This is a genomic window from Lysinibacillus sp. S1 (assembly GCF_044986265.1).
Taxonomy (GTDB): Bacteria; Bacillota; Bacilli; order Bacillales_A; family Planococcaceae; genus Lysinibacillus; species Lysinibacillus capsici.
Genome location: NZ_CP173154.1, coordinates 1410484 through 1435228, shown reverse-complemented (window position 1 = coordinate 1435228; position 24745 = coordinate 1410484). Strand labels below are relative to the sequence as shown.

The following is a 24745-nucleotide window of genomic DNA, read 5'->3' as shown; positions in this document are numbered from 1 at the left end:
CGGGCAGTTTTTTGTTTTTTTTATTGAAGTATAGACACCATTAGGGTTGGTGGTTTATGTCGAATGGAGGGTCCTTTAGCACATTTCTTAAGGCCATGCTAAAATAGAGAATAATTGACAGTGAGGGGGCGTTGTGATGAATGAATTTCAATATGCAGTAGAGGACTATATCCATTTTATTCAGGTGGAAAGGCAGTTATCTGTTAATACATTAGCATCCTATCGCCGAGATTTAGAAAGCTATGTACATTTTTTAAAGGAAGCAGAAGGTATGTCTGATTTTAGTGTGGTAGAACGGACAACTATATTACGCCATTTAGAGCAATTGCGGGCACAGGGAAAGACAAGTCGTACCGTTGCCCGTCATATTTCATCGATTCGGAGTTTCCACCAATTTTTACTACGAGAAAAGCGCGCAGAAACTGATCCGACAGTCCATTTGGAGATGCCGATAATTGAGCAAAAGTTGCCTAATATTTTATCTATCCAAGAGATTGAAGCTTTACTAACAGCTCCAAATAAAAGTAAGCCACAAGGTATACGTGATCTTGCCATGCTGGAGTTACTATATGGGTCTGGTATGCGCATCAGTGAACTTATTGCACTGGATTTAGCTGATATTCATTTAACCATGGGCTTTGTACGTGTATTTGGGAAGGGTGGCAAGGAGCGAATCATTCCACTCGGCAAAAGCGCACTTTCGGCAATAAATGCCTATTTAAATGGTGCTCGTAGTCAATTACAGGGAAAGTACCCCAAAACAGATGCGTTTTTTATTAATCAAAGAGGGAAACGTTTAACAAGGCAGGGTTGTTGGAAATTAATGAAGGAGCATGCGTTAAAGGCAGGCATCCAACATGAATTAACACCACATACATTGCGTCATTCCTTTGCCACTCATTTGGTTGAAAATGGAGCCGATTTACGAGCGGTGCAGGAGATGCTTGGTCATGCAGATATTTCTACTACCCAGATTTATACACATATTAGCAAAACAAGATTATCTGAGGTCTATAAGCAATTCCATCCACGTGCTTAAAAGATAATAGTAAAAAATTATTTTTCAGTCGGATGTCTGACCTTTATTTTTCGCATTTTTTTGGTAAAATAGAGTCATGAGATTAGGAGGCAACCATTATGAATAAACCTTTTAACAAAATCCATGTTGTTGTCATGGATTCCGTAGGTATTGGTGAAGCGCCAGACGCTGCTAAATTTGGGGATGTTGGCGCACATACACTAGGACATATCGCTGAAAAAATGAATGGGCTTACAATGCCAGTAATGGAGTCATTTGGTTTAGCAAATATTGAACCATTGCATGGAATGCATGCAACTACTGACCCTAAAGCATACTACGGTAAAATGCAAGAAGCATCAGTTGGTAAAGATACGATGACTGGCCATTGGGAAATCATGGGGTTAAATATTGATAAACCATTTAAAGTGTATCCAGATGGGTTTCCAGCAGAGCTAATTGATGAGCTAGAGAAACGTACAGGTCGGAAAGTGTTATGCAATCAGCCAGCAAGTGGTACACAAGTAATTGAAGATTTTGGGAAGGAGCATATGGAAACAGGTGCGATTATTGTCTATACATCAGCCGATCCTGTTTTACAAATTGCTGCTCATGAAGAAATCATTCCACTAGAAGAGTTATATAAAATTTGCGAAATTGCTCGTGAATTAACATTACAGCCTGAATATTTAGTAGGTCGCGTCATCGCACGACCATTTGTGGGTACGCCTGGAAACTTTACTCGTACATCCAATCGTCATGATTATGCGTTAAAGCCATTTGGTCGTACAACAATGAATGTTTTGAAGGACGCGGGGTTTGATGTGATTGCAATTGGAAAAATCTCAGATATTTTCAATGGTGAAGGTGTGACAGATGCTGTACGTACAAAAAATAATATGGATGGTATGGATCAATTTGCAGAAGTTGTACGTCGTGACTTCCGTGGTCTAAGCTTCTTAAATTTAGTCGACTTTGATGCCAATTTCGGCCATCGACGTGATCCTCTAGGCTATGGACAGGCATTACAAGAATTTGATGCACGTCTACCAGAAATTCTAGAGGTAATGTCAGAAGACGATCTATTAATTATTACAGCAGATCACGGCAATGATCCAACCTTCCCAGGGACAGATCATACACGCGAATATGTACCACTAATTGTCTATTCACCACGTTTTAAAGGTGGTGCGGAACTTGAACTTCGTGAAACCTTTGCAGATATTGCAGCAACAGTTGCAGAAAACTTTCATGTAGAAGCACCGCCATTCGGTAAAAGTTTCTTACATGATTTGAAATAAGGGGGTTTTTTGTATGAATATGGTTCAATTGTTTGAAAAGAAAAAACAAGGATTAGAGCTTTCTCAAGCTGAAATTCAGTATTTTGTTGAAGGMTATABGACAGGCTCTATCCCAGATTATCAAGCAAGTTCTTTATTAATGGCGATACGTTTACTAGGCATGTCTGATGATGAGACATTTTATTTAACAAAGGCAATGATCGAATCAGGCGATGTCATTGATTTAACATCTATTGAAGGCTTTAAAATTGATAAACACTCAACTGGAGGGGTTGGTGACAAGGTTACACTTGTGGTTACGCCAATTATTGCTGCTCTAGGAATTCCTGTTGCGAAATTTAGTGGTAAAGGCTTAGGGATTACTGGGGGGACAATTGATAAACTTGAATCCATTCAGGGCTTTAAAACAGAGCTTTCATCACAGGAGTTCATTGATAATGTCAATCAGCATAAAATTGCCGTTGCTGGACAAACAGGTAATCTAGTACCAGCCGACAAAAAATTATATGCATTGCGTGATGTGACAGGTACTGTCGATTCTATTCCATTAATCGCAGCGTCGATTATGAGTAAAAAAATTGCAAGTGGTGCCGATGGTATAGTCCTCGATGTAAAATGTGGCTCAGGTGCGTTTATGAAGACGCAGGAAGAAGCACAGCGTTTAGCAGATACAATGACGGCTATTGGAGAAAAACTTGGCCGTAAAGTCATCGCACACATCAGTGATATGGATAATCCTTTAGGGAAAATGATTGGTAATAAGCTTGAGGTAGTGGAGGCTTATGCCCTATTAAGTGGACGTATGGAAGAAACGCATGAAGATTTGGTTGATGAATGTGTTGTCATCTCTTCCTTGATGTACCAAATTGCGGCAGGTGTGAATGAAGCGGAAGCAACAGCTGCTGTTAAGCGAGTGCTAGCAGATGGCTCTGCAGCTGCAAAATTCGAGGAGTTTATTGTGGCGCAAGGAGGAGTAGTCTCTGATATTGTTCAAAATGACACAGCTCATAAAGTAGCAGTGACAGCGGTTTCAGAGGGCACGGTGGAGACGATTAATGCTTTATTAGTCGGAGAAGCAAGTGTTAGTCTAGGCGCTGGACGTTTAACGAAGGAATCAAAGCTTGATTATGATGCAGGAATTCAGCTAATCGCCAAAAAAGGTGATCATGTTAATAATGGCGATACGATTGCTTATTTGTATTCCAATCAGCCAATTGACGAAGAGACAATTAATAAAATTCAGCAAGCTTATACAATTGCATAAAGATTATTAGCGAGAGCCCTCACTTATGAGGGTTCTCGTTTTTTTGTGTGTTCGATGAATCGCCAAAATTTAGAGCTCGATAGCGTTTAGAAATTGTAGATTTATCCCATACTGCACTTAACCTAAAAAGCTATAAGTATGTCGATTAGACACTATTTCGGAAGACTTTGCACTAGTTCTGTCAGCCACAAGGATTCAACCTATTGAATGTGGAATTGCACGAGGAGGAGGCGATGTTCATGCATTATCAATTAGAAATGGTCACAAGAGAGACAGTCGTTATACGTTTGTTTGGGGAGCTCGATCATCATGCCGTTGAACAAATTCGAGCGAAAATTTCTGCAGCAATTTTTCAAGGCACTGTGACGACCATCATTTGGAACTTGGAAGGACTATCTTTCATRGATAGTTCGGGAGTTGGATTAGTGCTTGGTCGTATGCGTGAGTTAGAGGCAGTTGCTGGGCGAACTATATTATTGAATCCATCGCCAACAATGCGAAAAGTATTTCAATTTTCAGGTTTAGGACCGTGGATGATGGATGCAACAGAGGAACAAGCGATTGATCGCGTAAGGGGGATTGTAAATGGATAACGAAATGACATTAACTTTTTTGGCAATTAKTKAAAATKWAGCTTTAGCGSGTGTAGCTGTTAMAGGMTTTATTGCTCAATTAGATCCAACTATTGATGAGCTATCAGAATTTAAAACAGTTGTCTCAGAAGCAGTTTCCAATGCTATTATTCATGGCTATGAAGAAGATGGTAAGGGTGTTGTGACAGTTCATGCTAAACGTGAGGATGATATTGTGACAGTATCTGTCATGGATAAAGGGATAGGAATTGAAGACGTTAGTCGAGCGATGGAGCCATTATTTACAACAAAAAGTATGATGGAGCGTTCGGGTATGGGCTTCACGATTATGGATAGCTTCTCAGATCAGCTGACAGTTATATCAAAATGGCAAGAAGGAACAACTGTAACATTCACGAAGAAATTTTACACAGTTCGCACAGCGGTAATGTGAGGTTAAACCCGTGAAGCCGTTAGAACAGTCGTCCGATAAGCTATTGTCTCAGGAGGAAATGCGTGATTTAATTGCACGCGCACAGCAGGGCGATCATGAGGCTCGTAAACGAATGGTAGAAGGCAATACGAGACTTGTGTGGTCCATTGTTCAACGTTTTACAACGAGAGGTGTTGAGCTTGAGGATTTATTCCAGATTGGCTGCATAGGGCTCATGAAATCTGTGGATAAATTTGATTTAACCTATGATGTGAAATTTTCAACCTATGCAGTACCGATGATCATTGGAGAAATTCAGCGCTTTTTAAGGGATGATGGCATGGTGAAGGTGAGCCGCTCTATTCGTGAGCTCAATTTTAAAATCCGTCATGCTACAGATGAATTTATTAAAAAGAACGAACATCCACCAACCATTCAAGAGCTTGCTCAGGTGCTTGGTGTGACAACAGAGGAAATTGTTACAGCATCCGATGCATTGAGAGACCCTGCCTCTCTTCATGAGCAATTGTATGAGAGTGAGGGTGATTCCATTACACTAATGGATCAAATGAAGGATGAAAAATCGGAGCAACCATTTGATTACATCCCATTAAAAGAAGTACTAACGAGACTTGAGCCAAGAGAGCAGTCTATCATATATCTTCGCTATTTTTMAGATTGCACGCAAACTGAAATTGCAAATAGATTAGGTATATCGCAGGTACAGGTTTCCCGATTAGAGAAAAAAATCCTTGCCCAGCTGAAAAGTTGGATGGCAACTAGTGCAACAGTGGAGCAGGAAGTAATAAAAAAAGACATCTAAGAAAATGGTGACAGCATGACAAATAAATTATTTAACAGCTTAGAAGAAGCCGAAGATTTTCTTATCGAACAATTTGGTGACGGCGAATCGTTTGACGTTGGTATTAAACACTTATTTGTCAAAGATTTGCCGGTCCTTTGTGCATATATTAGTGGGCTTGTAGATGGAGAAGCTTTAACACAGTTGCTGTCTAGCATGCTTCCAGATGAGGACATTGAAATTGATGTAGAGGATGAGAAGGAATATTTTGAGTCTTACTTTAATTTCCATGGACGTTCAGAAGAAACAGAGCGTAAAGCCTATTTACTAGCCATTTTAAGTGGACAAGTCACCTTTATTACTAAAAGTGGCTATTGCTATGTTGCAGAGCTTAGAAACTATCCAGGACGCTCTCCAGAAGAGCCAGATAATGAAAAAGTTATCCGTGGATCAAGGGATGGCTTTACAGAAGGGATTTCTCAAAACACAGCCTTAATACGTAGGCGAATTCGTAATAGTAATCTACGTTTCGAGCTACATAAAATATCCAAAATCGGTCAAACCGACGTGGCGATCGCGTTTATGAAGGATGTTGCCAATGAAGATATGCTCGAAAGTTTACGACAGCGTCTTGGACAAATAAATCATGATGGCTTGACGATGGCCGATAAATCATTAGAAGAATGGCTCTTTAAACAAAAGTTCCACCCAGTTCCATTTGTACGTTATACGGAGAGACCTGATATTGCTGCAGCTCATCTACTTGAAGGGCATATAGCTATATTAGTCGATACTTCTCCATCCGTTATTTTAGTACCTGTTACAGTGTTTCATTTATTGCAGCATGCAGAGGAATATCGTCAGGCACCCACAGTAGGGACGTTTGTACGTTTTATGCGATATTTTGGCTCTGTAATGGGTTTACTTTTATTGCCATTGTGGTATGTATTTGCAACGAATGAATCCCTACTTCCAGATGCCCTCTCCTTTTTAGGTACGGAGGAGAAATCGCATGTACCTTTATTACTACAAATTTTGATTGCGGATATTGGAATAGAATTTTTGAGGATGGCCGCCATTCATACTCCGTATCCATTTTCCRCTGSGATGGGATKGGTTGCGGGGGTAATCAKTGGTCAAATTGCGRTTGATGTTGGATTATTCTCTTCAGAGGTGGTKCTCTATACAGCGGTGGCAGCCATTCTTATTTTCATTATTCCATCCTATGAGCTTAGTATCTCCATTAAAATTTTTAGGTTACTGCTACTTCTGATGACGGGTCTCTGGGGTGTCAATGGGTTATTTATTGGTTTATTTTTATTGTTTACGTATTTATGTTCATTGCGACCAATGCAGGCACCTTATTTATGGCCGCTTGTTCCATTCTTTCCAACAGCAATGCTTCGCGTCATTATTCGCTTCCCAATGACAGCAGATGCACTCAGACCTTATGTAGTCGCTTCCAAACAGCGAAAAAGATCATAGGAGCCGTTGCACTCGTTTTTTTCATGTGATAAAGTTCACATATAGTATTTTGTGATTTTTGCAAAAATTATTTTCATTCAAGAAAAAGCAAGAACTATACATTTGTTTTTTTATATGTGAGGGAAATAATTTTTTGATGGAATGGTTCTAATATAGTAAAGAACCCTTCCACTTTCAAACCGTAAAAATAACAAGATGGAACGATGTGAAAAGGGAGAGATGCACATGCATTTATATGGAACACAAGCGATTTCTGAAGATGGTCATTTAACAATTGGACAGGTAGACACATTAGAGCTAGCAAAAGAGTATGGTACACCACTTTTCGTGTATGATACTGCACTTATTCGTAAGCGTGCGCGCAGCTTTATCGATACGTTTAAAAAACTAGGTGTAAAAGCAGAAGTAGCTTATGCTTCAAAAGCATTTGCATGTGTAGCGGTGTATCAATTAGCAGCAGAAGAAAATTTATCATTGGATGTTGTATCTGGTGGAGAATTATTTACTGCCTTAAAGGCAGGTTTCCCTGCAGAGCGCATTCATTTTCATGGTAACAATAAAAGCATTGCTGAATTAGAGCTAGCTTTTGACTCCAAGATTGGATGTATTGTTGTAGATAATTTCTATGAAATACAGCTTTTAAAAGATATTTCGGAGCGCCGTCAGCAAAAAATGCGTATATTATTACGTGTTACACCAGGTGTTGAAGCACATACGCATGATTTCATCACGACAGGTCAAGCAGATTCAAAATTCGGCTTTGACTTAAACAATGGTCAAGCAGATGAAGCATTCCAACAAACATTTAACCATGAATTCCTAGAGCTACTTGGTTTACATTGCCATATTGGCTCACAAATTTTTGACACTGCCGGTTTTGGATTGGCTGGAGAAAAATTGATTGACAAAATTTCTGATTGGAACAAGACTCACGGATTTACATGTACTGTGTTAAACTTAGGTGGGGGCTTTGGTATTCGTTATACTGAAGAAGATGCACCGCTTGAACCACAAGTATATGTAGAGGATATGATTACAGTTGTCAAAAATAAAGCAACTGTTCTTGGACTGAAGATGCCGGAAATTTGGATTGAACCAGGTCGATCACTTGTAGGTGATGCAGGAACATCTCTTTATACAATCGGTTCACAAAAAACTGTGCCAGATGTGCGAAAATATATTGCTGTCGATGGAGGTATGAGCGATAATATCCGTCCCGCATTATACGACGCTAAGTATGAGGCAGTCATCGTAAGTAAGGCGAATGAGCCGAAAGATGAGCTCTATACAGTTGCTGGTAAATTATGTGAATCTGGCGATAAATTAATTATTGATGCTAAACTACAAGATGCTGCTTCAGGTGATGTGTTAGCCATCTTCTGTACAGGTGCGTATGGTTATTCGATGGCTAGTAACTATAATCGTGTGCCAAGACCTGCAGTTGTATTTGTAGAGGATGGACAGCATCAACTAGCTATTCGCCGCGAAAGTTATGAAGATATTGTGCAAAACGATCTCCCGCTAACTTTAAAAAAGGGTGAGTAAATTTGAGGAAAAATAAGTGGGTATTACTAGCGTCCATTACAACATTTATTTTATTATGGGGCGTAGTCTATTGGGTGTTGGCGTCGAAAGGTATTCTCGGACCTGGTTCGTAAGACAGAAATTGGCTTGCGGTAAAAGTACAAATCGTGTAGGATAGTCAAAGATTATGTACAGCTAGAAAAAGAGGGAATAGACAAATATGTTAATTCGATATAAAAAAGCTTTAGAGAAAATAGCAATGGGGCTACTTTCATTTATGCCTAACGAAAAAGACGTAAAAAAGCTTACAGAAACCATCCACTCCTATGAAAATGACGATAATTGGGTTTTATACTTATGGAAAAAGAATGATGAATATGTTGGCATTGTAGGGCTTGTTGTTGACGAGCATAATATAGCCACAATCCAGCACGTGTCGGTGATCCCTTCCTATAGGGGAGAGGGAGTAGCAACGGAGATGCTTCAAGAAGTGGCGGAACTTGGCCAATATGAAAGTGTGCGTGCTACAGATGAAACACGTAGTTTTGTTCAAAAATGTATTCATTGTATCGATGAAAAAGCAGACGATTAACAACGTCTGCTTTTTCTTTGTTTGCTTTCTTGTCGCTCTGCAAGAATATGTGAGCGATCTCGAAGCATATGTTTATGAAGAAGATAATTTGAGCTATTTGATGGCAAAAGCTTTATACGTGCTAGGGCTAAATCCAGCAAGTGAGGTGAAAGAGGGAGCTGGAAAGTTTGAAAGGACTTGCCCGTTTTAATCGAAGTGATAGCTTTTGTTATTTGTGTTAGGAGTTCAAGATAATCAATTTCTTGGAAAAAAACATGCCCTTCATTTTCTTGAAAGTTATGAAGTGCTTTTTCTAAAATTCGTTTAGCACCAGTATTGTTACCACGTCGCCAATGATAGAAACCTGTTGCCAGCTGCACATAGCCGACAAGCGGATGCATTTTATCACCAGGTGCAATTTCCTTCCAATATTCCTCTAGCACTTCATGGCATTCAAAAAAATCTTGATTGCCATTAAAATAGGCACAGTAATCTATAAATAAAGTATGATGCTGTGGATGCATTTTGGACTCCTTTCCACTATACTAAAAGAACATAGAATCTCAGGGTGGTAAAATAATGTCTTATGAAGTAAAATTAGAAGCCTTTTCAGGGCCTCTTGATTTATTATTGCATTTAATTCACAGATTGGAAATTGATATCTATGATATCCCAATGGCTGAAATTACACAACAATATATCGACCATATACATGCAATGCAAGTACTAGAGTTAAATGAAGCAAGTGAATATTTAGTAATGGCAGCAACGTTACTGGCAATTAAAAGCCGCATGTTATTGCCAATTCACGAAGGAGAGATGGAGGACGCAGAATTAGAAGTGGACGGCCCTGACCCTCGTGAAGAACTCGTGCAACGCTTAATCGAATATAAAAAATACAAGGAAGCAGCTAGTAATTTGCAGGAGCTTGAAACAGACCGAGCACAGGTATTTACGAGGCCACCTGCTGATTTAACAGGATTAGCCTCAGAAGAACAGATGGCTTTATTTGATTTGAATGTGAATATCTATGATATGCTTGGAGCATTTCAAAAATTGATGCGTCGCAAAAAATTAAAGAAACCATTAAAAACAACTGTAGCAAGGCAGGAGCGATCAGTAAAAGATCAAATGCGCTCTGTTGTGGATTCTTTACGATTAACAGGTGGACGTGCATCATTTTTCGAGCTTTTTCCCTATGAAGATAAGCCAACACTTATTCTGACGTTTGTATCCCTACTTGAACTGATGAAACGTCAGGTCGTCATCGTAGAGCAAGATGGTAACTTTGAAGAATTAACGGTTACCTTACAGAAGGAGGAATGGGAAGATGACGAAAACATTGATGTTACAAAGTAGAATTGAAGCCTTATTATTTGTTGTRGGAGATGATGGCTTAACGATCAAACAACTTTCACAACTCTTAGGAGAGCAGGAAGAGCTGATTCTGCAAACAATGAATACATTGAGAGAAACCTACGAAGAAGATTTAACAAGAGGAATCACGGTGAAAGAAATTGCAGGCGTTTATCAGCTCATTACAAAATCTGATTTTGCCGATACGATTCAAAGATTAGTAGAAAATCCAACCGCACAATCCTTATCTCAAGCCTCCCTTGAAGTGTTAGCGATCGTGGCATACAAACAGCCCATTACACGTGTAGCAATAGAAGATTTGCGCGGTGTGAAGTGTGAACGGCCAATCCAAACATTAGTTTCACGAGGATTAATTAAAGAGGTAGGACGGTCAGAAGGGACTGGACGTGCCATCTTATATGGAACAACAAAAGAATTTTTACATTATTTTGGCTTAAATAGTATAGAAGAAATGCCTCCTCTACCTGAAGAGGACCTTGCTGATACAGAACAAGAAACAGATTTATTTATGACGAAGTTCCAAGAGACTTTTAGCGGAGCAAAATAATGGTTAGGTATAATGCGTAGCCTTCAACATAAATTTAAATCTATAATTTCCTATCACATTGAATAAGGAGTGGCTCGTTGCTTCGGTTATTTCGTTTAACACTGTTTATGATCATTGTGTTAATGGTAATGCTTCCTCAGGCTAGCTTTGCAAGAGGAGGAAGCGGCTATGCTGTCTTGGATGGCGATACAGGTCGACTTTTAATTGGATCCAATAGCGATGAACGATTACCTATTGCTAGCCTCACAAAAATTTGGACAGCACTTGTGGCAATTGAAAATAGTGACTTGCAGGATGAAGTCGTTATATCACCTAAGGCTGCTATGGCTGAGGGGAGCTCTATTTACCTACAGGCTGGTGAAACGGTGACAGTTGAAACGTTATTGTATGGCTTAATGCTACGTTCCGGCAATGATGCTGCAACAGCTTTAGCCGAACATGTAGGAGGGTCTGTAGAGGGTTTTGTCAAATTAATGAATGAAAGAGCTGTTATTGCAGGTCTTACCAATACCGTCTTTATGAATCCTTCTGGTCTTCATCATGATGAGCATTTATCGTCTGCAAGAGATACTGCTGAGATGTTAAGACTTGCGTTGCAAAATAAAACATTTGAGAAAATTGCTTCAACGGTACTTTATCGGGCAAATACAGTAAACGGAATGTTATGGGAAAATAAACACCGTCTATTAAGAGAAGGTTCAGGAATGGCAGCAGATATAGATGATGAGACAGAACAGCCTGTTAGTTCCTTAAAGTCAGCCACTGGTACTGCTTTCGCTGGAAAAACGGGCTTTACTAAGGTTGCTGGACGAACACTTGCAACGGCCTTTCAAAAGGACGGGCAAATCTGCGTTGTCGTCACATTAAATGAATCAGATGATTGGAATGTACATCGAGGCTTATCCAATAAAGTATGGCAAGATTATAGTCTTGAAACAGTAGTGAAAAAGGGTAAATACAATGTCAATAAAAAGTTGGCTATTCGTTTACAAGAGCCCGTTAGACTACAGTTAAATAAAGAGGAAAAAGAACAGGTGAGGCAAGTATTACATGTTTCAAGGAAACGCCAAGAAGCAGTCTTGTCTATCTTTATAGGAGAAGAACGGATTTATGCAACGCCAGTAAAAGTTGAATCAGCGGATCGTTAAAAACGATTTGCTGATTTTTTACATTATTTGATCAATTGATGTTAAATTTGGTAAAATGATAATGAATGTAAAATTCTTAATTTTCGAAAAAAGGGGTGAGGAAATTGAGGAAAGCTTCAATGGAAAGTAATGGTAGGCAAATTCAATTTGGGCTAATCATTATCTTATTCTTATCAAGTTTAATTGTGCCTGTCATTCTTCTATATCCAATTCAAGAGATACTATATCGACCTAATGAATTTTATTATTTTGCACCTTATTTTAATGCTTATATTATCTTTATGGTCTCTTTATTTGTCATGGCCCTCGTACTACTAATCAATTATTTGATCATACCTAAAACGAAAAAAAGAAAGAATATAAAACGTGGTCTAGTATCTACTTCCTTATTAATTGCCTTAGGTTTCATCGCATTAAGCTTTAATACTTATAAATGGATAGATTCAAGAGGTATTCATATGAATCCATTTTTTAGTTTAAAAGTAAATTTTGTCGAGTGGGAAGAAATAGTGAAAGTTGAGCAGGTTAATCTAGAAAAAAGTGGTGTGACAAAGCCTGATCATCTGGTTTTTACATTTCAAGATGGTTCCACAATTGAGGAACCTTTGGCAGGCAACATGGTACTGGCTAAAAACTATATAGCCAATGAGTTAAAGCAGCGTGGCCTAACAATTGAAAATGTATACAAATAAAAGCTGCCGAATGGTAGCTTTTTTTGTGTCAAAATAAACATTTTACAATCGATTCGCATGATTATCAAATGAGTATACTGCTAGTAAACAAAACAAAATCTCGGTTCAAATGTTAAGAAATTAACGAACGAGAAATTAGTCGGAATACTTAATTAAAAAATGTGAAATTTGTTTTTCTTTAATAATGTCTAAAAGTATGACATAATTTTCACAGATTAGCGGGAAAAATAACCCTATTCATTGGATCGAAATCGAATGATGACGAACGTGTCAATGTGAAAGAAAACTAGAGGTGAAAAAATGGAAAGATTACAAAAGGTCATTGCCTATGCAGGTGTTGCGTCAAGGCGCAAGGCAGAGCAATTGATTTTAGAAGGTAAAGTTAAAGTAAATGGTGTAGTGGTTCGTGAGTTAGGAACAAAGGTATCTAATTCCGATACAATTGAAGTAGAAGGTGTAAAACTAGAAAAAGAAGATAAGGTATATTTCTTACTTTACAAACCACGTGGAACAATTTCTGCAGTTACAGATGATAAAGGACGCAAAACTGTCACAGATTTATTTCATCATATTCCGCAACGTATTTTCCCAGTTGGTCGTCTTGATTATGATACATCTGGATTATTGCTATTGACAAATGATGGAGAATTTTCCTATATGTTGACACATCCGAAATTTAAAATTGACAAAACATATATCGCTCGTGTCAAAGGAGTGCCAACAATTGAAGGGCTTAAAAAGCTTCAACGAGGGATCAAATTAGAGGATGGAAAGACAGCACCTGCTAAGGTAAGTATGACATCTTTCGATGAAAAAGCGGGCAAAGCTATTTGTGAAATTACGATTCATGAAGGGCGCAATCGCCAAGTTCGTCGTATGTTTGAAGCGATTGGAACACCTGTTGTTAAATTAAAACGCGAACGCTTTGCTTTTTTAGATTTATTTGGTCTTGCTCCAGGAGAATACCGTGAATTATCAAAGCATGAAGTAAAGCAACTACGCGTGTTAGCAGAAACAGGAAAGCTTGATTAATGCAATTTTGCCAGAAGAAAGTGTGGATACCAATAGAGGTATTTGGATGTTTACACTTTCTTTGTGGTGAAATCGTTCATAAATCATTCATAATTAATAGCTAAGTGTTTTTGTATCATTTTGCTATAATAGGTGAGAATAGTACACCTAGTAGCAGTTTGTTCAAAAAAGCTGTAACACATTTAATCCGGTATTGTTGACGTCAATGTGAAAGAAGCTTTTACATATTTATAGACGTATAGAGAGTGAAAAAGTTCTATTTGTTTCTTCAATATGTAAAAGCAACGCAAGCCGTAATTGATAGGGGGTTTATTAACTTGGAGAAAAAGAAAAAACGTCTTGTACTGCGAACTGTCATTTTAGCTGTGTTAGCGTTGGCAATCGGGTACACAGTATATGGAACAGCAACAAAGGAAAAAGTAGAGTTAGTAGCAGTAGGCTCTGAGGCACCTGACTTCACGTTAGTAGATTTAAACGGTGAAAAACATAAATTGTCGGATTATAAAGGGCAAGGGGTATTTTTAAATTTCTGGGGAACTTGGTGTAAGCCTTGTGAGAAGGAAATGCCCGCAATGGACAATCAGTATCAAGAATTTAAAGATCACGGTGTACAAACATTAGCTGTCAATATTGCTCAAACAGATTTTGAAGTACAGAATTTTGTCGATCGATATGGGTTGTCATTTCCAGTAGTTATCGACAAAACAAAAAGTGTTATGACTGCTTATAATGTAGGACAATTACCTGCAACAGTGTTAATTGATCCAGAAGGCAAAGTGGCCAAAATTATTACAGGTGAAATGACGGAGAAAGATATTGCTTCGTACATGGAATTAGTGAAGCCAAATAAGGAGTAAATGACGATGGAAAAAATCATTTGTGCTTGTGGTCATAGTAATCCATACGGCACGAAGCTTTGTGAGAAATGTGGTCGTCCTTTAACCGAAGAAGAAAAACAAAATAAAGTTGTTGATATGCGCTATGATGGTATGGCCATTCGTTCCAAAACATATAACAAATCATTTGTTGATAAAATATGGAATTTCTTCTCAAGTGTTAAAGTTGGTATATCCTTAATTATTATCACATTAATTGCTGCTTCAGTCGGAACATTACTACCGCAAGAGTTTTACGTAAAAGCTTCTGATATGGAGAAGGGGGCTTATTACGCAGACGTATATGGTACATTCGGTAAAATCTATTATACGTTGGGGCTTTCGGATTTATATAGCTCATGGTGGTTCCAGATTTTAGTTGGTATGCTAGCAGTATCAATTATAGTGGCAAGTCTTGACCGAGGCATTCCACTTTATAAATCATTAAAGAATCAACGTGTTAAAAGACATGAAAGCTTTATGAAGCGTCAGCGCATTGTTGCAGAAGGACAAGTGTCAGCGAGTGCGGAGGAAACGCTTGATAAAGTGGCTCAAAAAATGACTGAGATGAAGTATTCTGTTCGTCGAGATGGTAGCGCTCTCTTAGCTGAAAAAGGACGCTTTTCTCGTTACGGTCCGTACATAAACCATGTAGGTCTCATCATTTTTTTAGGTGGGGTCATGCTACGTCTAGTTCCAGGCTTCTATGTTGATGAATCGATATGGGTGCGTGAAGGTGAAACACGAGCTATCACTGGAATGGAAGGCTATTTCATTGAAAACCGTGACTTTATTTTAGAAACACATGATAATACACCTCAAGGTGAGCAAGTTAAACAGGGTGTGAATGTAGTGGCTAAAAACTTCCAGACCGATATTACACTTTACAAGCAACCTGAAGACGCATTGCCTGGGGATACGGAAAATCTAGAAAAAGTAAAAGACTATTCTATTCGTGTAAACCATCCTTTGAAAGAAGATGGCTTTGCTCTTTACCAGATGGATTATCGTCTAAATGAATTAAAACAGATGAATTTTGAATTAATTAATAAGACGACAGAGAAATCATTAGGTAAGGTAGAGATTGATTTAACAAATCCTAAAAAAGAATATGATTTAGGGAATGGTTCATCCGTTCAAATTCTTGTCTATACACCTGATTTTGATGGATTTGAAAATGGAGAACCTCAGACTAAAACGTCTATTCCAAATAATCCTGCATTTTTATTTAAAATGACTACACCAGAAACTCCTGAAGGAGAAGTAAGCTTTGTTGAAATTATGCAGCCTCCTTTAGAACCACTGGGTGAAAATAAATACAGAATGAAATTTGCTAGTGCAGAGATGCGTGATATGTCAGGTATTACGGTGCGAAAAGATAGTACCATCCCTATTCTGTTTGTTGGTGGGGTCATCTTTATGATCGGTGTTGCCATTGGCTCTTACTGGAATCATCGTCGTTTATGGCTTCAAGTGGAACCAGACGGCCGTGTGTTAATGGCTGCCCATGTCAACAAAAATATGTTCAGCATGAAAAAGGATTTAGATGCTGTTACAACATTTGCTGCATTGCCTCCGTATAAAGATCAGTTAGAGAAAGATGAGGCTGGCGAAGAGTCCACTACTGGTGGCATTAAAGAAAAGGAAGGTGACAACACCTTATGAGTTTGATTGACTTAAGTGGAAACTTACTATTTGTAGCGTTTATTGCTTATCTAGTTGCGACATTATTATTTGGTGGTTCAATTAAGCAAGGTAATGCTACTGGTAAAAATACTGGCAAATGGGGCAAGCTTGCCATTGTGGTTACTATTATTGGTTTCCTATCACAGCTTGGCTATTTTATTACGCGTTGGATTTATACAGGACATGCGCCAGTAAGTAATATGTTCGAATTTACAACTGCCTTTGGTATGTTCATTGTCGGCGCGTTTATCTTAATTTATTTTATTTATCGTTTGACTGCACTTGGATTAGTGGCACTGCCTGTTGCACTTTTGATTATTGCTTATGCAGCAATGTTCCCGAAAGAAGTAAGTCCATTAGTGCCTTCATTACAAAGTCATTGGTTAACAATTCACGTTATTACAGCAGCATTAGGGCAATCTATTTTAGCCATTAGTGCTGTGGCAGGACTTATTTACTTATTAAAAGTAGTAGATTTAACAAAGCCCTCTAAACAACGTTTTTGGTTAGAAGCCGTTATGTACTGTCTTGTAGTAGTTGTTGGATTTGTCGCGGTAACATCTACATTTAGTGCTATGGATTATGAGTCTAGCTATAATTATGTGGATAAAGAAGGTACTACTCGTAAAATTATTTACAATTTACCTCCAGTATTCGGTATGAATGAATATGAAGTGATAGAAGAACATGGCATGTCGCCATTAGTAGAAATGCCAGCGTTAATTAATGCTAAAAAATTAACAACCGTTGTTTGGTCATTATTGGTAGGATCTGTGTTGTATTTATTAATTCGTTTAATTGCTCGCCGTCGAATTAGTGCCATTTTCCAACCACTTGTTAAACGTGTCAATTTACAATTACTTGATGAAATTGGTTATCGTTCAGTGCTGATTGGTTTCCCTGTATTCTCCCTTGGTGCTTTAATCTTTGCGATGATTTGGGCACAAATTGCTTGGAGTCGTTTCTGGGGTTGGGATCCAAAAGAAGTATGGGCTCTTATTACATGGTTATTCTATGCAGCATTCCTGCATTTACGTCTATCAAAAGGCTGGGAAGGTCGAAAATCTGCTTGGTTAGCACTAATTGGTTTTGGGATTATTTTATTCAACCTAATTGCTGTTAACTTAATTCTTGCAGGTTTACACTCCTACGCGTAACCTGTGAAGCAACAAGCCTTTTCGCTGTAGCGAAGAGGCTTTCTTTTCTTTTCAATATGTGTCACACCATGTACAATAGAAGTTAGAGAAAGATGGAAGAGAGGGATCGTGAAAGTGTCAGAAAATATTTCAGTATTAGTAGTAGATGACGAGGATCGTATTCGCCGCTTATTAAAAATGTATCTTGAGCGAGAAGGATACCTTGTTGACGAGGCCGAAAATGGAGAACAAGCGATCGAGAAATCTTTAGAAAAAGAGTATCACTGTATTTTACTTGATATTATGATGCCTGAAAAAGATGGGCTAGAAGTGTGTGCAGAAATTCGAGAGCGCGCAGCAACACCAATTATTTTATTAACTGCCAAAGGCGAAGAAGCGAACCGTGTACAAGGCTTTGAGCTTGGTGCAGATGACTATATCGTAAAACCATTTAGTCCTCGTGAGGTTGTGTTACGTGTGAAGGCTATTTTACGTCGTTCACAGGCTTTCTCACCAACGACTAATGCATCTTCTTCAAAAGATTTAGTGGTGTTCCAACACTTAATGATTGACCATGATGCACATCGTGTGACTGCAGAAGGCATTGAGGTTAATTTAACACCGAAAGAGTATGAATTGCTGTACTTTTTAGCGAAATCGCCAGACAAAGTATTTGACCGTGAACAACTACTAAAAGAGGTATGGCATTATGACTTCTTTGGTGATTTACGCACAGTAGACACACATGTAAAACGTTTACGTGAAAAGCTCAACCGAGTTTCTGAAAACGCTGCTAAAATGATTGTGACGGTTTGGGGCGTTGGATACAAATTTGAGGTTGTCAATGAATAGAATATGGAATAGTGTTGTCGGGAAGCTATGGGTAACCATATTGCTTCTCGTTTCATTTGTATTATTTGTTTTCACGGTATTAATGCTTGAATTTCTTCAAAATTACCATATGCAGCAAGCAGAAATTTCATTGCGACAAACAGCAGCAACGGTAGCAAGTATAGTAGATGACAATGAAACAGCCGAATCTACCTCTGAATTATTAAAAGATATTTTACCTACAGGAACCAATGCATTGATCGCTATCAGTCATGTTGAAGTGTCCTTTGCGATGCAAGAGGGTGTCAACAAAAAAGAAATACAAGATACTATATTAGCCAATAAATCTTTTCATGAAGTGTTTCAATCAGATGAGCCGATTATTAAAGAAATGATGATGCCTTCTTCAACTGATCAAGAAAAGATGGAATCTTATGTCGTACTTGGTTTTCCCCTAAATGTTGAAAATGCAGTACATGGAGCTGTCTTCATCTACCAAAGCCCAGATGCGCTACATAAAACGTCTAAGGAAACTACGAAAATTGTCTTTTTAGCAGCCTTCATAGCATTTGTGTTGACGACATTCTTCGCATTCTTCCTTTCTTCACGTATAACTTCGCCATTAAGAAAAATGCGTGAATTAGCTTTTGAAATTGCAAAAGGGAATTTTGAAGCGAAAATGCCTACTACCCAAAATGACGAAATTGGTCAGCTTGCCGTTGCCTTCAACCAAATGGGCCGTCAATTAAAGCATAATTTAGAGGTTATCAATCAAGAAAACGAACAGCTTTCTAATATTTTGACATCTATGACAGATGCAGTGATTACGTTTAATAGAGATCGTACAATATTATTAAGTAATCCACCAGCCGAACGTCTGATGCAAAAATGGTTTGTCAACAAAGGCTCCCAAAGTGCTAAACCAATTCCACCTGAGCTGTATCATATGCTTGATCATGCACTGATGTTTGAGGATAAACTAGAAGAGGAAATTGAAATGGATGGCAGCTATTATACATTTACCATTAGTCCTCTTTATAGTGGGGAAATGATACGTGGTGCTGTCGCTGTTATTCGTGATATGACTGAACAGCATCGCTTAGAAAAACTAAGATCGGATTTTATTGCGAATGTCTCTCATGAGCTTCGGACACCGATTGCCATGCTTCAAGGTTACTCAGAAGCATTAATGGATGACGATTTTATTCAGGATCAGGAAGAGCGAAATGAGATTACCAAAATTATTTATGATGAATCGAAGCGAATGGGTCGCCTTGTGACAGATTTATTAGATTTGGCACGTATGGAATCAGGGCATATGACTCTTTATAAAGATGAATTACCAATTAATTCTACTTTTGAACGTATTACACAAAAATTTGCACAGGTAGCAAAAGAAAAGCACGTTCGTCTGCTGTTTGAGAGTGAATTTAATGACGAGGCCATGATTAATATAGATGAGGATCGCATTGAACAAGTGCTTACAAATTTAGTTGACAATGCCCTGAGACATACAGATGAAGGGTCTGTGACTGTAAAAGTAGAGCAGGAGCCGACATTTGCTAAAATATCTGTTCAAGATACAGGACATGGCATTCCTCAAGAGGACTTACCCTATGTCTTTGAACGTTTTTATAAAGCAGATAAGGCACGTACTCGTTCCAAGGGTGGAACTGGTCTCGGCTTAGCCATTGCTAGAAATATTGTGAAGGCACACTCAGGTAATATTATGGTAGACAGTGTGTTGAAAGAGGGTACGACCTTCACGTTTTATTTACCGTTCGATTAATAACAAGTATTGCTATTAATTGGCTGTAACTTCTATGAATGTAAGACGACAAATATTATAGAACGGGGGTGGAGTGCTTTGAATGACTCCGTGTTCCATCGACTATACGATGCATATCACCAAGACGTGTTTCAGTTTTTAATATATTTAGTAAAAAACCGTACACTTGCCGAAGATTTAGCACATGAAGTTTATGTACGAGTGTTGCGCTCATACGATCAATTTGCAGGCAATAGTAGTGAGAAAACTTGGCTATTTGCTATTGCTAAAAATGTAGCAATTGATCATTTTAGAAAGCAAGCTGTACGTCAAAAGCATTCACATGATTTCTTTGACTGGGAAACGGAACAGCTCCATTCAACCACGCCATCACCGGAAGATATGCTACAGGCCAGTGATGAATTTATGCAGGTAGAATCAGCACTTGAAAACTGTACAGGAGACCAAAAAATGGTCATTATTATGCGCTATTTTCAAGATTTATCGATTGCAGAAACAGCGCAAATACTAGATTGGACAGAAGCTAAGGTAAAAACGACCCAGCATCGAGCCATTAAATTTTTAAGGCAACAGCTACAGCCGATTAGAGAACAGGAGGCGAAACGGCAATGACGCATAAGCCATTTGATGATGAACAGCTTGAACATGTCTTGAACAATGCCCCTAAGCTTTCTGACCGCCGTTCAAAAGAAGAAATATTAAATCGGTTAATGGCAGATGCTCGCTTGCAGGATAATAGTCACCTACAAGAAGCGATACAACAACCTATAGAGAATGAAGAAGCACAACAAGAAAGTAAATCTTTAATACAAGATGAACGACCATCACGATTTAAGTTCCGAAAAATGCCGATTTTTACGAGTGTAGCAGCAGTTTTCGCGATAACGGTACTCGTTGGCTTCATGTTCATGAATAATGACGCTAGCCAAAAAGATCTAGCTAGTACGCCAGAAACGGCTAATTACTCTACGTTACAGGAAGATCGTTCTGCTAAAGAGGCAGCTACCCAGGATGAGGCACTTCAATCCAGTATTGTATCGGAGCATGAGCGTATGTTATCTTTACGGTCGTCTGTCTATGAGGAAGATGTGAAAGATGCTGTCGTTTTCCGTATTGGTTTGGCAGGACGCGATGCAGAAAGTGTTCCAATGACATATGTGATACCAAATGAGCGTGTAGCAACTGATTTTGGAACTGAAAAGCCTTCTACCCTACAGATGTATGAAAAATATGCTCCTCAAATAGATGAAGAAGCCAAAGGGTTTACGGATTATCATCCTTTTAAAGGTGAACTGAAGGAGAAGGAAGACAAGCTTGTCCACGTATTACCAAAGGACAATGACTATGATGTTGCATCAGCTACCGTTAATGAGTACAAAGGGACTTTAGAGGATACCTTCTCGGATTCTGAATATACGGAAGTTGAGATTCAAAATGAAGATGGCACACCTTATGAGTTTTCTCAGGAGGGTGAGCCAAGTCAAGCTATGTCATTAACAAACGCCAAGCATTTTAATTATTATTTATACCAAGATGGTAGTGGGGCAGAATATCTGTCACCAGATTTCCGTCAAACATTTGCTAATGTTACAGAGGCACTTACACTAATGAAAAACAAAAATGATGATGTTTATGTAACAGTGGTTCCTGAAAATGTAACATATACCGTGAAAGAGGAAGCAGAAGGTGTAGTCGTAACATTCGATATTCCCTTAGATTTAGCATCGATGGAGCCAATTCGCGCTACCCAATTGATTGAAGCTATGATGTTAACTGCTGCTAGCTTTGACCAACAATTACGCTTGGATAATGTGGTCCAAGAAAGCTGGGAAGGATTCGATTTAAAAACGTATTTGCCAAAGCCTGTGGGGCCAAATAAACAATATATGCCTTAGTCAAAATCAAAAATGGAGCATTCCTGTAACATGGAATGCTCCATTTTTACAATACTTACAAATCTAATCGGAATTTTTTAAGCAGAACTATTTACTTTTTCTTAATAATTAATTATAGTAAGGTTGTAGTATAAAATAATATGATTCATCTTCGGGGCAGGGTGAAAATCCCGACCGGCGGTAATAGAGTGGTGAACCGTTAATGTTTCCATTAACTCGAATGGTTTATGCTTCGCTCTTCAGCCCGCGACCTGTGCAAATTTATTTGCATGGCTGACTTGGTGTGATTCCGAGGCCGACAGTTAAAGTCTGGATGGGAGAAGATGGAGGTACGATCGTCATTCATTGTTATGAAATAAACTATGACCGAGCGCTTTTTTTGTATGGCTTTTTAAACAGTGCTCAAAAATAGTTTAAATTGACGCCTATTCGTCATGCCTTTCTCCCTTGTGCTCTTTATGCATAAGGGTTTTTTTCGTGCTAACAATTGAAAGATCGTCACCTTTCTTCTTGCGAGATTGAATCAGCAAAGAGGAGAGAGTTTTCTATGAAGAAAAATGTTAAACTTCAATCGTTTATTACGATTGGCATGCTGAGCAGTATTTCGTTTTTATTAATGCTTTTTAATTTCCCAATTCCACCATTCCCAGCATTCTTGGAAGTCGACTTTAGTGATATGCCTGCATTAATAGCAGCCATCACAATGGGGCCTGTAGCTGGTATTTTAGTAGAATTATTTAAAAATGTATTGGATTGGATTTTCTCTGGAACGCCAACAGGTKTGCCAGTAGGTCATATTGCCAACTTTGCAACAGGTATTTTATTTATTTTGCCTGTAAGTCTTANTTTTAATCGCTTTAAAACAATTGCTGGTCTTGTTGGAGGTTTAGCGACAGGAACAGTCGTAATGGCAGTAGGGATGAGTATTTTAAACTACGCAGTATTTTTACCGATGTACACATACTTCTTAGGAATGGAACCGGTTGTAGGTGACTCACTTTATAAAATGATTATCGCTGGGATTTTACCATTTAACATTGTGAAAGGTATTTTATTAACGGCTATTATGGCGTTTTTATTTACAACTATGCGCAAGTGGATCGACCGCCAGCGTTCTATCTATATAACAAAATAATTTTTACTAACCTCGGGTGAACATACCTGAGGTTTTTTGTTGGAAGGAATGATGGATAGGGAAAGGTGTAAAGAATAGAAAGGCAAAACTAACGGATAAATATAGAAAAAAGTAATGGGGTAAAAAAGCTAACTAGTACTTTATAATTATAAMCTAGTCGAAAGCTATATTTTCATGTAAAATAGAGAAGAGTTTAGAATGTTTGAGGAGTTTGAAGAGATGAGTGGAAAAAAAGGACAATGGTCTAGTAAATTAGGTTTTATTTTAGCATCAGCTGGTGCGGCGATCGGACTAGGGGCAATTTGGAAACTTCCCTATGTAACAGGACAAAGTGGTGGAGGAGCATTTTTCCTTATCTTTGTGTTATTTACCTTGTTAATAGGACTACCGATGTTATTGTCCGAGTATGTTTTAGGACGTGGTACACAATCCGAGGCTGTAACAGCGTATAAAAAAATTGCTCCAACTAAGCCAGGATGGGCCTGGATTGGTCGAATGGGCGTGCTAGGCTGTTTTTTATTATTAACTTTTTATAGCGTTGTTGGAGGTTGGATCTTTATTTATAGCGGGCTAGGTGTAGCTGGCGCGGTAATTGATCCAGCAGTAGATCCTGCTGAATTATTTGGAAAAATTATAGGCACGYCTTGGATTACGCTAGTTGGTCTAGTGTTGTTTACATTAGCCAACGTACTTGTGATTTCATTAGGTGTACAAAATGGGATTGAAAAGGCCAATAAATGGATGATGCCGTTACTTTTCATAATGTTTATTGTCCTTGTTGTGCGTGCAGTTACATTAGATGGGGCAATGGAAGGGGTAAAATTCTTCTTATGGCCTGATTTCTCGAATATTACGGGTAAGGCATTATTAGAAGCCTTAGGGCAATCGTTCTTTGGGTTAGCAGTAGGTTTTTCTTGTCTAGTTACATATAGCTCTTATCTAAAAAAAGATGTCAGTCTTCCGAATTCAGCGGGTTCTGTAGTGCTGTTAACCGTGCTTGTTTCATTTTTAGCAGGTTTAGCGATTTTCCCTGTTGTGTTCGCCTTTGATTTAGAGCCAGCAGCGGGTCCAGGTTTGCTATTTATGGTGCTACCAACAGCATTTAGTCAAATGCCATTTGGTGAAGTGTTTTTAGCCATGTTTTTATTGCTATTTTTATTTGCTACATTAACGTCATCATTTAGTTTATATGAGATTATCGTCGCGGCATTTATGGAGCATAGTCAGAAATCGCGTCCAATGTGGACACTTTTACTTGGTATAGTCGTGTTTATTGCAGCCATTCCAGCAGCGCTTTCTTCGAGTGTTTTATCGGATATAATGATTTTTGAGAAAAGTATCTTTGATGCAACCGATTTTTTAGTGTCGAATATCATGCTTCCGCTAGGGAATTTATTCATTGCTATTTTTATTGCCTATGTAGTGGATAAAGAATTTGTGAAGAGAGAATTGCTAACGGGAAGTCAAATGGGACAAGGGTATTATTCGACATATCGTATGTTAATGCTAGTTGTTGTACCGATTATCATTCTAGTTGTGTTTGTTAATATGCTACTGCAGTATTAAAGAAAAGGTATATTCCGCCATAGGAAAAATACCTTCTCTTAGTGTTAAAAACATAACAGTCAATAG

At 38.4% G+C, this 24745-nt stretch carries 24 protein-coding genes and 1 riboswitch; of the genes, 23 read left to right on the top strand and 1 reads right to left on the bottom strand.

Going from position 1 to position 24745, the window contains the following annotated elements; translation table 11 throughout:
• Positions 1–136: 136 nt before the first annotated feature.
• The 9 genes from xerD (at position 137) to ACHZEU_RS07495 (ending at position 8991) form a co-directional block, all read left to right on the top strand.
• Positions 137–1039 (top strand): site-specific tyrosine recombinase XerD, encoded by a 903-nt coding sequence (gene xerD / locus ACHZEU_RS07535; protein WP_048391303.1) that lies wholly within the window; start codon positions 137–139, stop codon positions 1037–1039.
• A 98-nt stretch (positions 1040–1137) separates the two neighbouring features.
• Entirely contained in the window at positions 1138–2319 is a 1182-nt protein-coding gene (gene deoB, locus ACHZEU_RS07530) for a phosphopentomutase (protein ID WP_048391302.1), read from the top strand.
• Positions 2320–2332: 13 nt separating this feature from the next.
• Positions 2333–3583 carry a thymidine phosphorylase gene (locus tag ACHZEU_RS07525; RefSeq protein ID WP_404804315.1) on the top strand — a complete coding sequence of 417 codons (1251 nt, stop codon included), beginning with the start codon at positions 2333–2335 and terminating at the stop codon, positions 3581–3583.
• Positions 3584–3822: 239 nt separating this feature from the next.
• The gene (spoIIAA, locus tag ACHZEU_RS07520) at positions 3823–4176 is read left to right on the top strand and encodes an anti-sigma F factor antagonist (protein WP_404804314.1); all 354 of its coding nucleotides are present in this window, start codon (positions 3823–3825) and stop codon (positions 4174–4176) included.
• On the top strand, positions 4169–4609 hold the full coding sequence (gene spoIIAB / locus ACHZEU_RS07515; protein ID WP_404804313.1) for an anti-sigma F factor: 441 nt from the start codon (positions 4169–4171) through the stop codon (positions 4607–4609). The genes spoIIAA and spoIIAB overlap by 8 nt, the downstream gene beginning before the upstream one ends.
• 10 nt (positions 4610–4619) lie before the next feature.
• Positions 4620–5411 (top strand): RNA polymerase sporulation sigma factor SigF, encoded by a 792-nt coding sequence (gene sigF / locus ACHZEU_RS07510; protein ID WP_404804312.1) that lies wholly within the window; start codon positions 4620–4622, stop codon positions 5409–5411.
• A gap of 15 nt (positions 5412–5426) precedes the next feature.
• Positions 5427–6875 (top strand): spore germination protein, encoded by a 1449-nt coding sequence (locus ACHZEU_RS07505; RefSeq protein WP_404804311.1) that lies wholly within the window; start codon positions 5427–5429, stop codon positions 6873–6875.
• A 225-nt stretch (positions 6876–7100) separates the two neighbouring features.
• A complete protein-coding gene (lysA, locus tag ACHZEU_RS07500) occupies positions 7101–8420 on the top strand; it encodes a diaminopimelate decarboxylase (protein ID WP_048391295.1) in 1320 nt (439 codons plus the stop codon).
• A gap of 199 nt (positions 8421–8619) precedes the next feature.
• On the top strand, positions 8620–8991 hold the full coding sequence (locus tag ACHZEU_RS07495) for a GNAT family N-acetyltransferase (protein WP_004232192.1): 372 nt from the start codon (positions 8620–8622) through the stop codon (positions 8989–8991).
• Here the strand turns inward: ACHZEU_RS07495 and ACHZEU_RS07490 are convergent.
• The gene (locus tag ACHZEU_RS07490) at positions 8988–9494 is read right to left on the bottom strand and encodes a DUF309 domain-containing protein (protein ID WP_048391294.1); all 507 of its coding nucleotides are present in this window, start codon (positions 9492–9494) and stop codon (positions 8988–8990) included. The genes ACHZEU_RS07495 and ACHZEU_RS07490 overlap by 4 nt on opposite strands.
• A gap of 55 nt (positions 9495–9549) precedes the next feature.
• Between ACHZEU_RS07490 and ACHZEU_RS07485 the strand changes: the two genes are divergently transcribed.
• From ACHZEU_RS07485 to ACHZEU_RS07420, 14 genes are all read left to right on the top strand, one after another.
• The gene (locus ACHZEU_RS07485; protein ID WP_112117570.1) at positions 9550–10329 is read left to right on the top strand and encodes a segregation/condensation protein A; all 780 of its coding nucleotides are present in this window, start codon (positions 9550–9552) and stop codon (positions 10327–10329) included.
• Complete coding sequence (gene scpB, locus ACHZEU_RS07480; protein WP_054550606.1) at positions 10301–10894, top strand: SMC-Scp complex subunit ScpB; 594 nt, start codon at positions 10301–10303, stop codon at positions 10892–10894. Before ACHZEU_RS07485 ends, scpB begins: the two co-directional genes overlap by 29 nt.
• A 77-nt stretch (positions 10895–10971) precedes the next feature.
• Positions 10972–12042, top strand: coding sequence for a D-alanyl-D-alanine carboxypeptidase family protein (locus tag ACHZEU_RS07475; RefSeq protein WP_053075681.1), 1071 nt, complete (start codon positions 10972–10974; stop codon positions 12040–12042).
• A gap of 104 nt (positions 12043–12146) precedes the next feature.
• Positions 12147–12734, top strand: a complete 588-nt coding sequence (locus tag ACHZEU_RS07470; RefSeq protein WP_233436311.1) for an alkaline shock response membrane anchor protein AmaP — start codon at positions 12147–12149, stop codon at positions 12732–12734.
• 300 nt (positions 12735–13034) lie between these two features.
• Complete coding sequence (locus tag ACHZEU_RS07465; protein ID WP_004232209.1) at positions 13035–13766, top strand: pseudouridine synthase; 732 nt, start codon at positions 13035–13037, stop codon at positions 13764–13766.
• 317 nt (positions 13767–14083) lie between these two features.
• Positions 14084–14623: a thiol-disulfide oxidoreductase ResA gene (gene resA, locus ACHZEU_RS07460; RefSeq protein ID WP_004232210.1), complete on the top strand. Its 540-nt coding sequence runs from the start codon at positions 14084–14086 to the stop codon at positions 14621–14623.
• Between the two features lie 6 nt (positions 14624–14629).
• Entirely contained in the window at positions 14630–16306 is a 1677-nt protein-coding gene (locus tag ACHZEU_RS07455) for a cytochrome c biogenesis protein ResB (protein ID WP_054550608.1), read from the top strand.
• Positions 16303–17484 (top strand): c-type cytochrome biogenesis protein CcsB, encoded by a 1182-nt coding sequence (gene ccsB / locus ACHZEU_RS07450; protein WP_048391290.1) that lies wholly within the window; start codon positions 16303–16305, stop codon positions 17482–17484. Before ACHZEU_RS07455 ends, ccsB begins: the two co-directional genes overlap by 4 nt.
• 114 nt (positions 17485–17598) lie before the next feature.
• Positions 17599–18315, top strand: a complete 717-nt coding sequence (locus ACHZEU_RS07445) for a response regulator transcription factor (RefSeq protein WP_004232215.1) — start codon at positions 17599–17601, stop codon at positions 18313–18315.
• Complete coding sequence (locus ACHZEU_RS07440) at positions 18308–20083, top strand: ATP-binding protein (RefSeq protein ID WP_066036607.1); 1776 nt, start codon at positions 18308–18310, stop codon at positions 20081–20083. Before ACHZEU_RS07445 ends, ACHZEU_RS07440 begins: the two co-directional genes overlap by 8 nt.
• Before the next feature lie 78 nt (positions 20084–20161).
• Entirely contained in the window at positions 20162–20695 is a 534-nt protein-coding gene (sigX, locus tag ACHZEU_RS07435) for an RNA polymerase sigma factor SigX (protein WP_009370717.1), read from the top strand.
• Positions 20692–21978 carry an RNA polymerase subunit sigma gene (locus ACHZEU_RS07430; protein WP_257961741.1) on the top strand — a complete coding sequence of 429 codons (1287 nt, stop codon included), beginning with the start codon at positions 20692–20694 and terminating at the stop codon, positions 21976–21978. The genes sigX and ACHZEU_RS07430 overlap by 4 nt, the downstream gene beginning before the upstream one ends.
• 143 nt (positions 21979–22121) lie before the next feature.
• A riboswitch (FMN riboswitch) is annotated at positions 22122–22307 on the top strand.
• 218 nt (positions 22308–22525) lie between these two features.
• Positions 22526–23113: an ECF transporter S component gene (locus tag ACHZEU_RS07425; RefSeq protein ID WP_404804310.1), complete on the top strand. Its 588-nt coding sequence runs from the start codon at positions 22526–22528 to the stop codon at positions 23111–23113.
• Positions 23114–23332: 219 nt separating this feature from the next.
• Positions 23333–24679 (top strand): sodium-dependent transporter, encoded by a 1347-nt coding sequence (locus ACHZEU_RS07420; RefSeq protein ID WP_404804309.1) that lies wholly within the window; start codon positions 23333–23335, stop codon positions 24677–24679.
• Positions 24680–24745 lie beyond the last annotated feature (66 nt).

What these genes read in the sequence shown, in the direction of transcription:
- xerD (WP_048391303.1), top strand. Translation starts at nt 137, where the DNA reads ATGAATGAATTTCAATATGCAGTAGAGGACTATATCCATTTTATTCAG.
- deoB (WP_048391302.1), top strand. Translation starts at nt 1,138, where the DNA reads ATGAATAAACCTTTTAACAAAATCCATGTTGTTGTCATGGATTCCGTA.
- lysA (WP_048391295.1), top strand. Translation starts at nt 7,101, where the DNA reads ATGCATTTATATGGAACACAAGCGATTTCTGAAGATGGTCATTTAACA.
- ACHZEU_RS07495 (WP_004232192.1), top strand. Translation starts at nt 8,620, where the DNA reads ATGTTAATTCGATATAAAAAAGCTTTAGAGAAAATAGCAATGGGGCTA.
- ACHZEU_RS07490 (WP_048391294.1), bottom strand. Translation starts at nt 9,494, where the DNA reads ATGCATCCACAGCATCATACTTTATTTATAGATTACTGTGCCTATTTT.
- ACHZEU_RS07485 (WP_112117570.1), top strand. Translation starts at nt 9,550, where the DNA reads ATGTCTTATGAAGTAAAATTAGAAGCCTTTTCAGGGCCTCTTGATTTA.
- ACHZEU_RS07465 (WP_004232209.1), top strand. Translation starts at nt 13,035, where the DNA reads ATGGAAAGATTACAAAAGGTCATTGCCTATGCAGGTGTTGCGTCAAGG.
- ACHZEU_RS07455 (WP_054550608.1), top strand. Translation starts at nt 14,630, where the DNA reads ATGGAAAAAATCATTTGTGCTTGTGGTCATAGTAATCCATACGGCACG.
- ccsB (WP_048391290.1), top strand. Translation starts at nt 16,303, where the DNA reads ATGAGTTTGATTGACTTAAGTGGAAACTTACTATTTGTAGCGTTTATT.
- ACHZEU_RS07440 (WP_066036607.1), top strand. Translation starts at nt 18,308, where the DNA reads ATGAATAGAATATGGAATAGTGTTGTCGGGAAGCTATGGGTAACCATA.
- ACHZEU_RS07430 (WP_257961741.1), top strand. Translation starts at nt 20,692, where the DNA reads ATGACGCATAAGCCATTTGATGATGAACAGCTTGAACATGTCTTGAAC.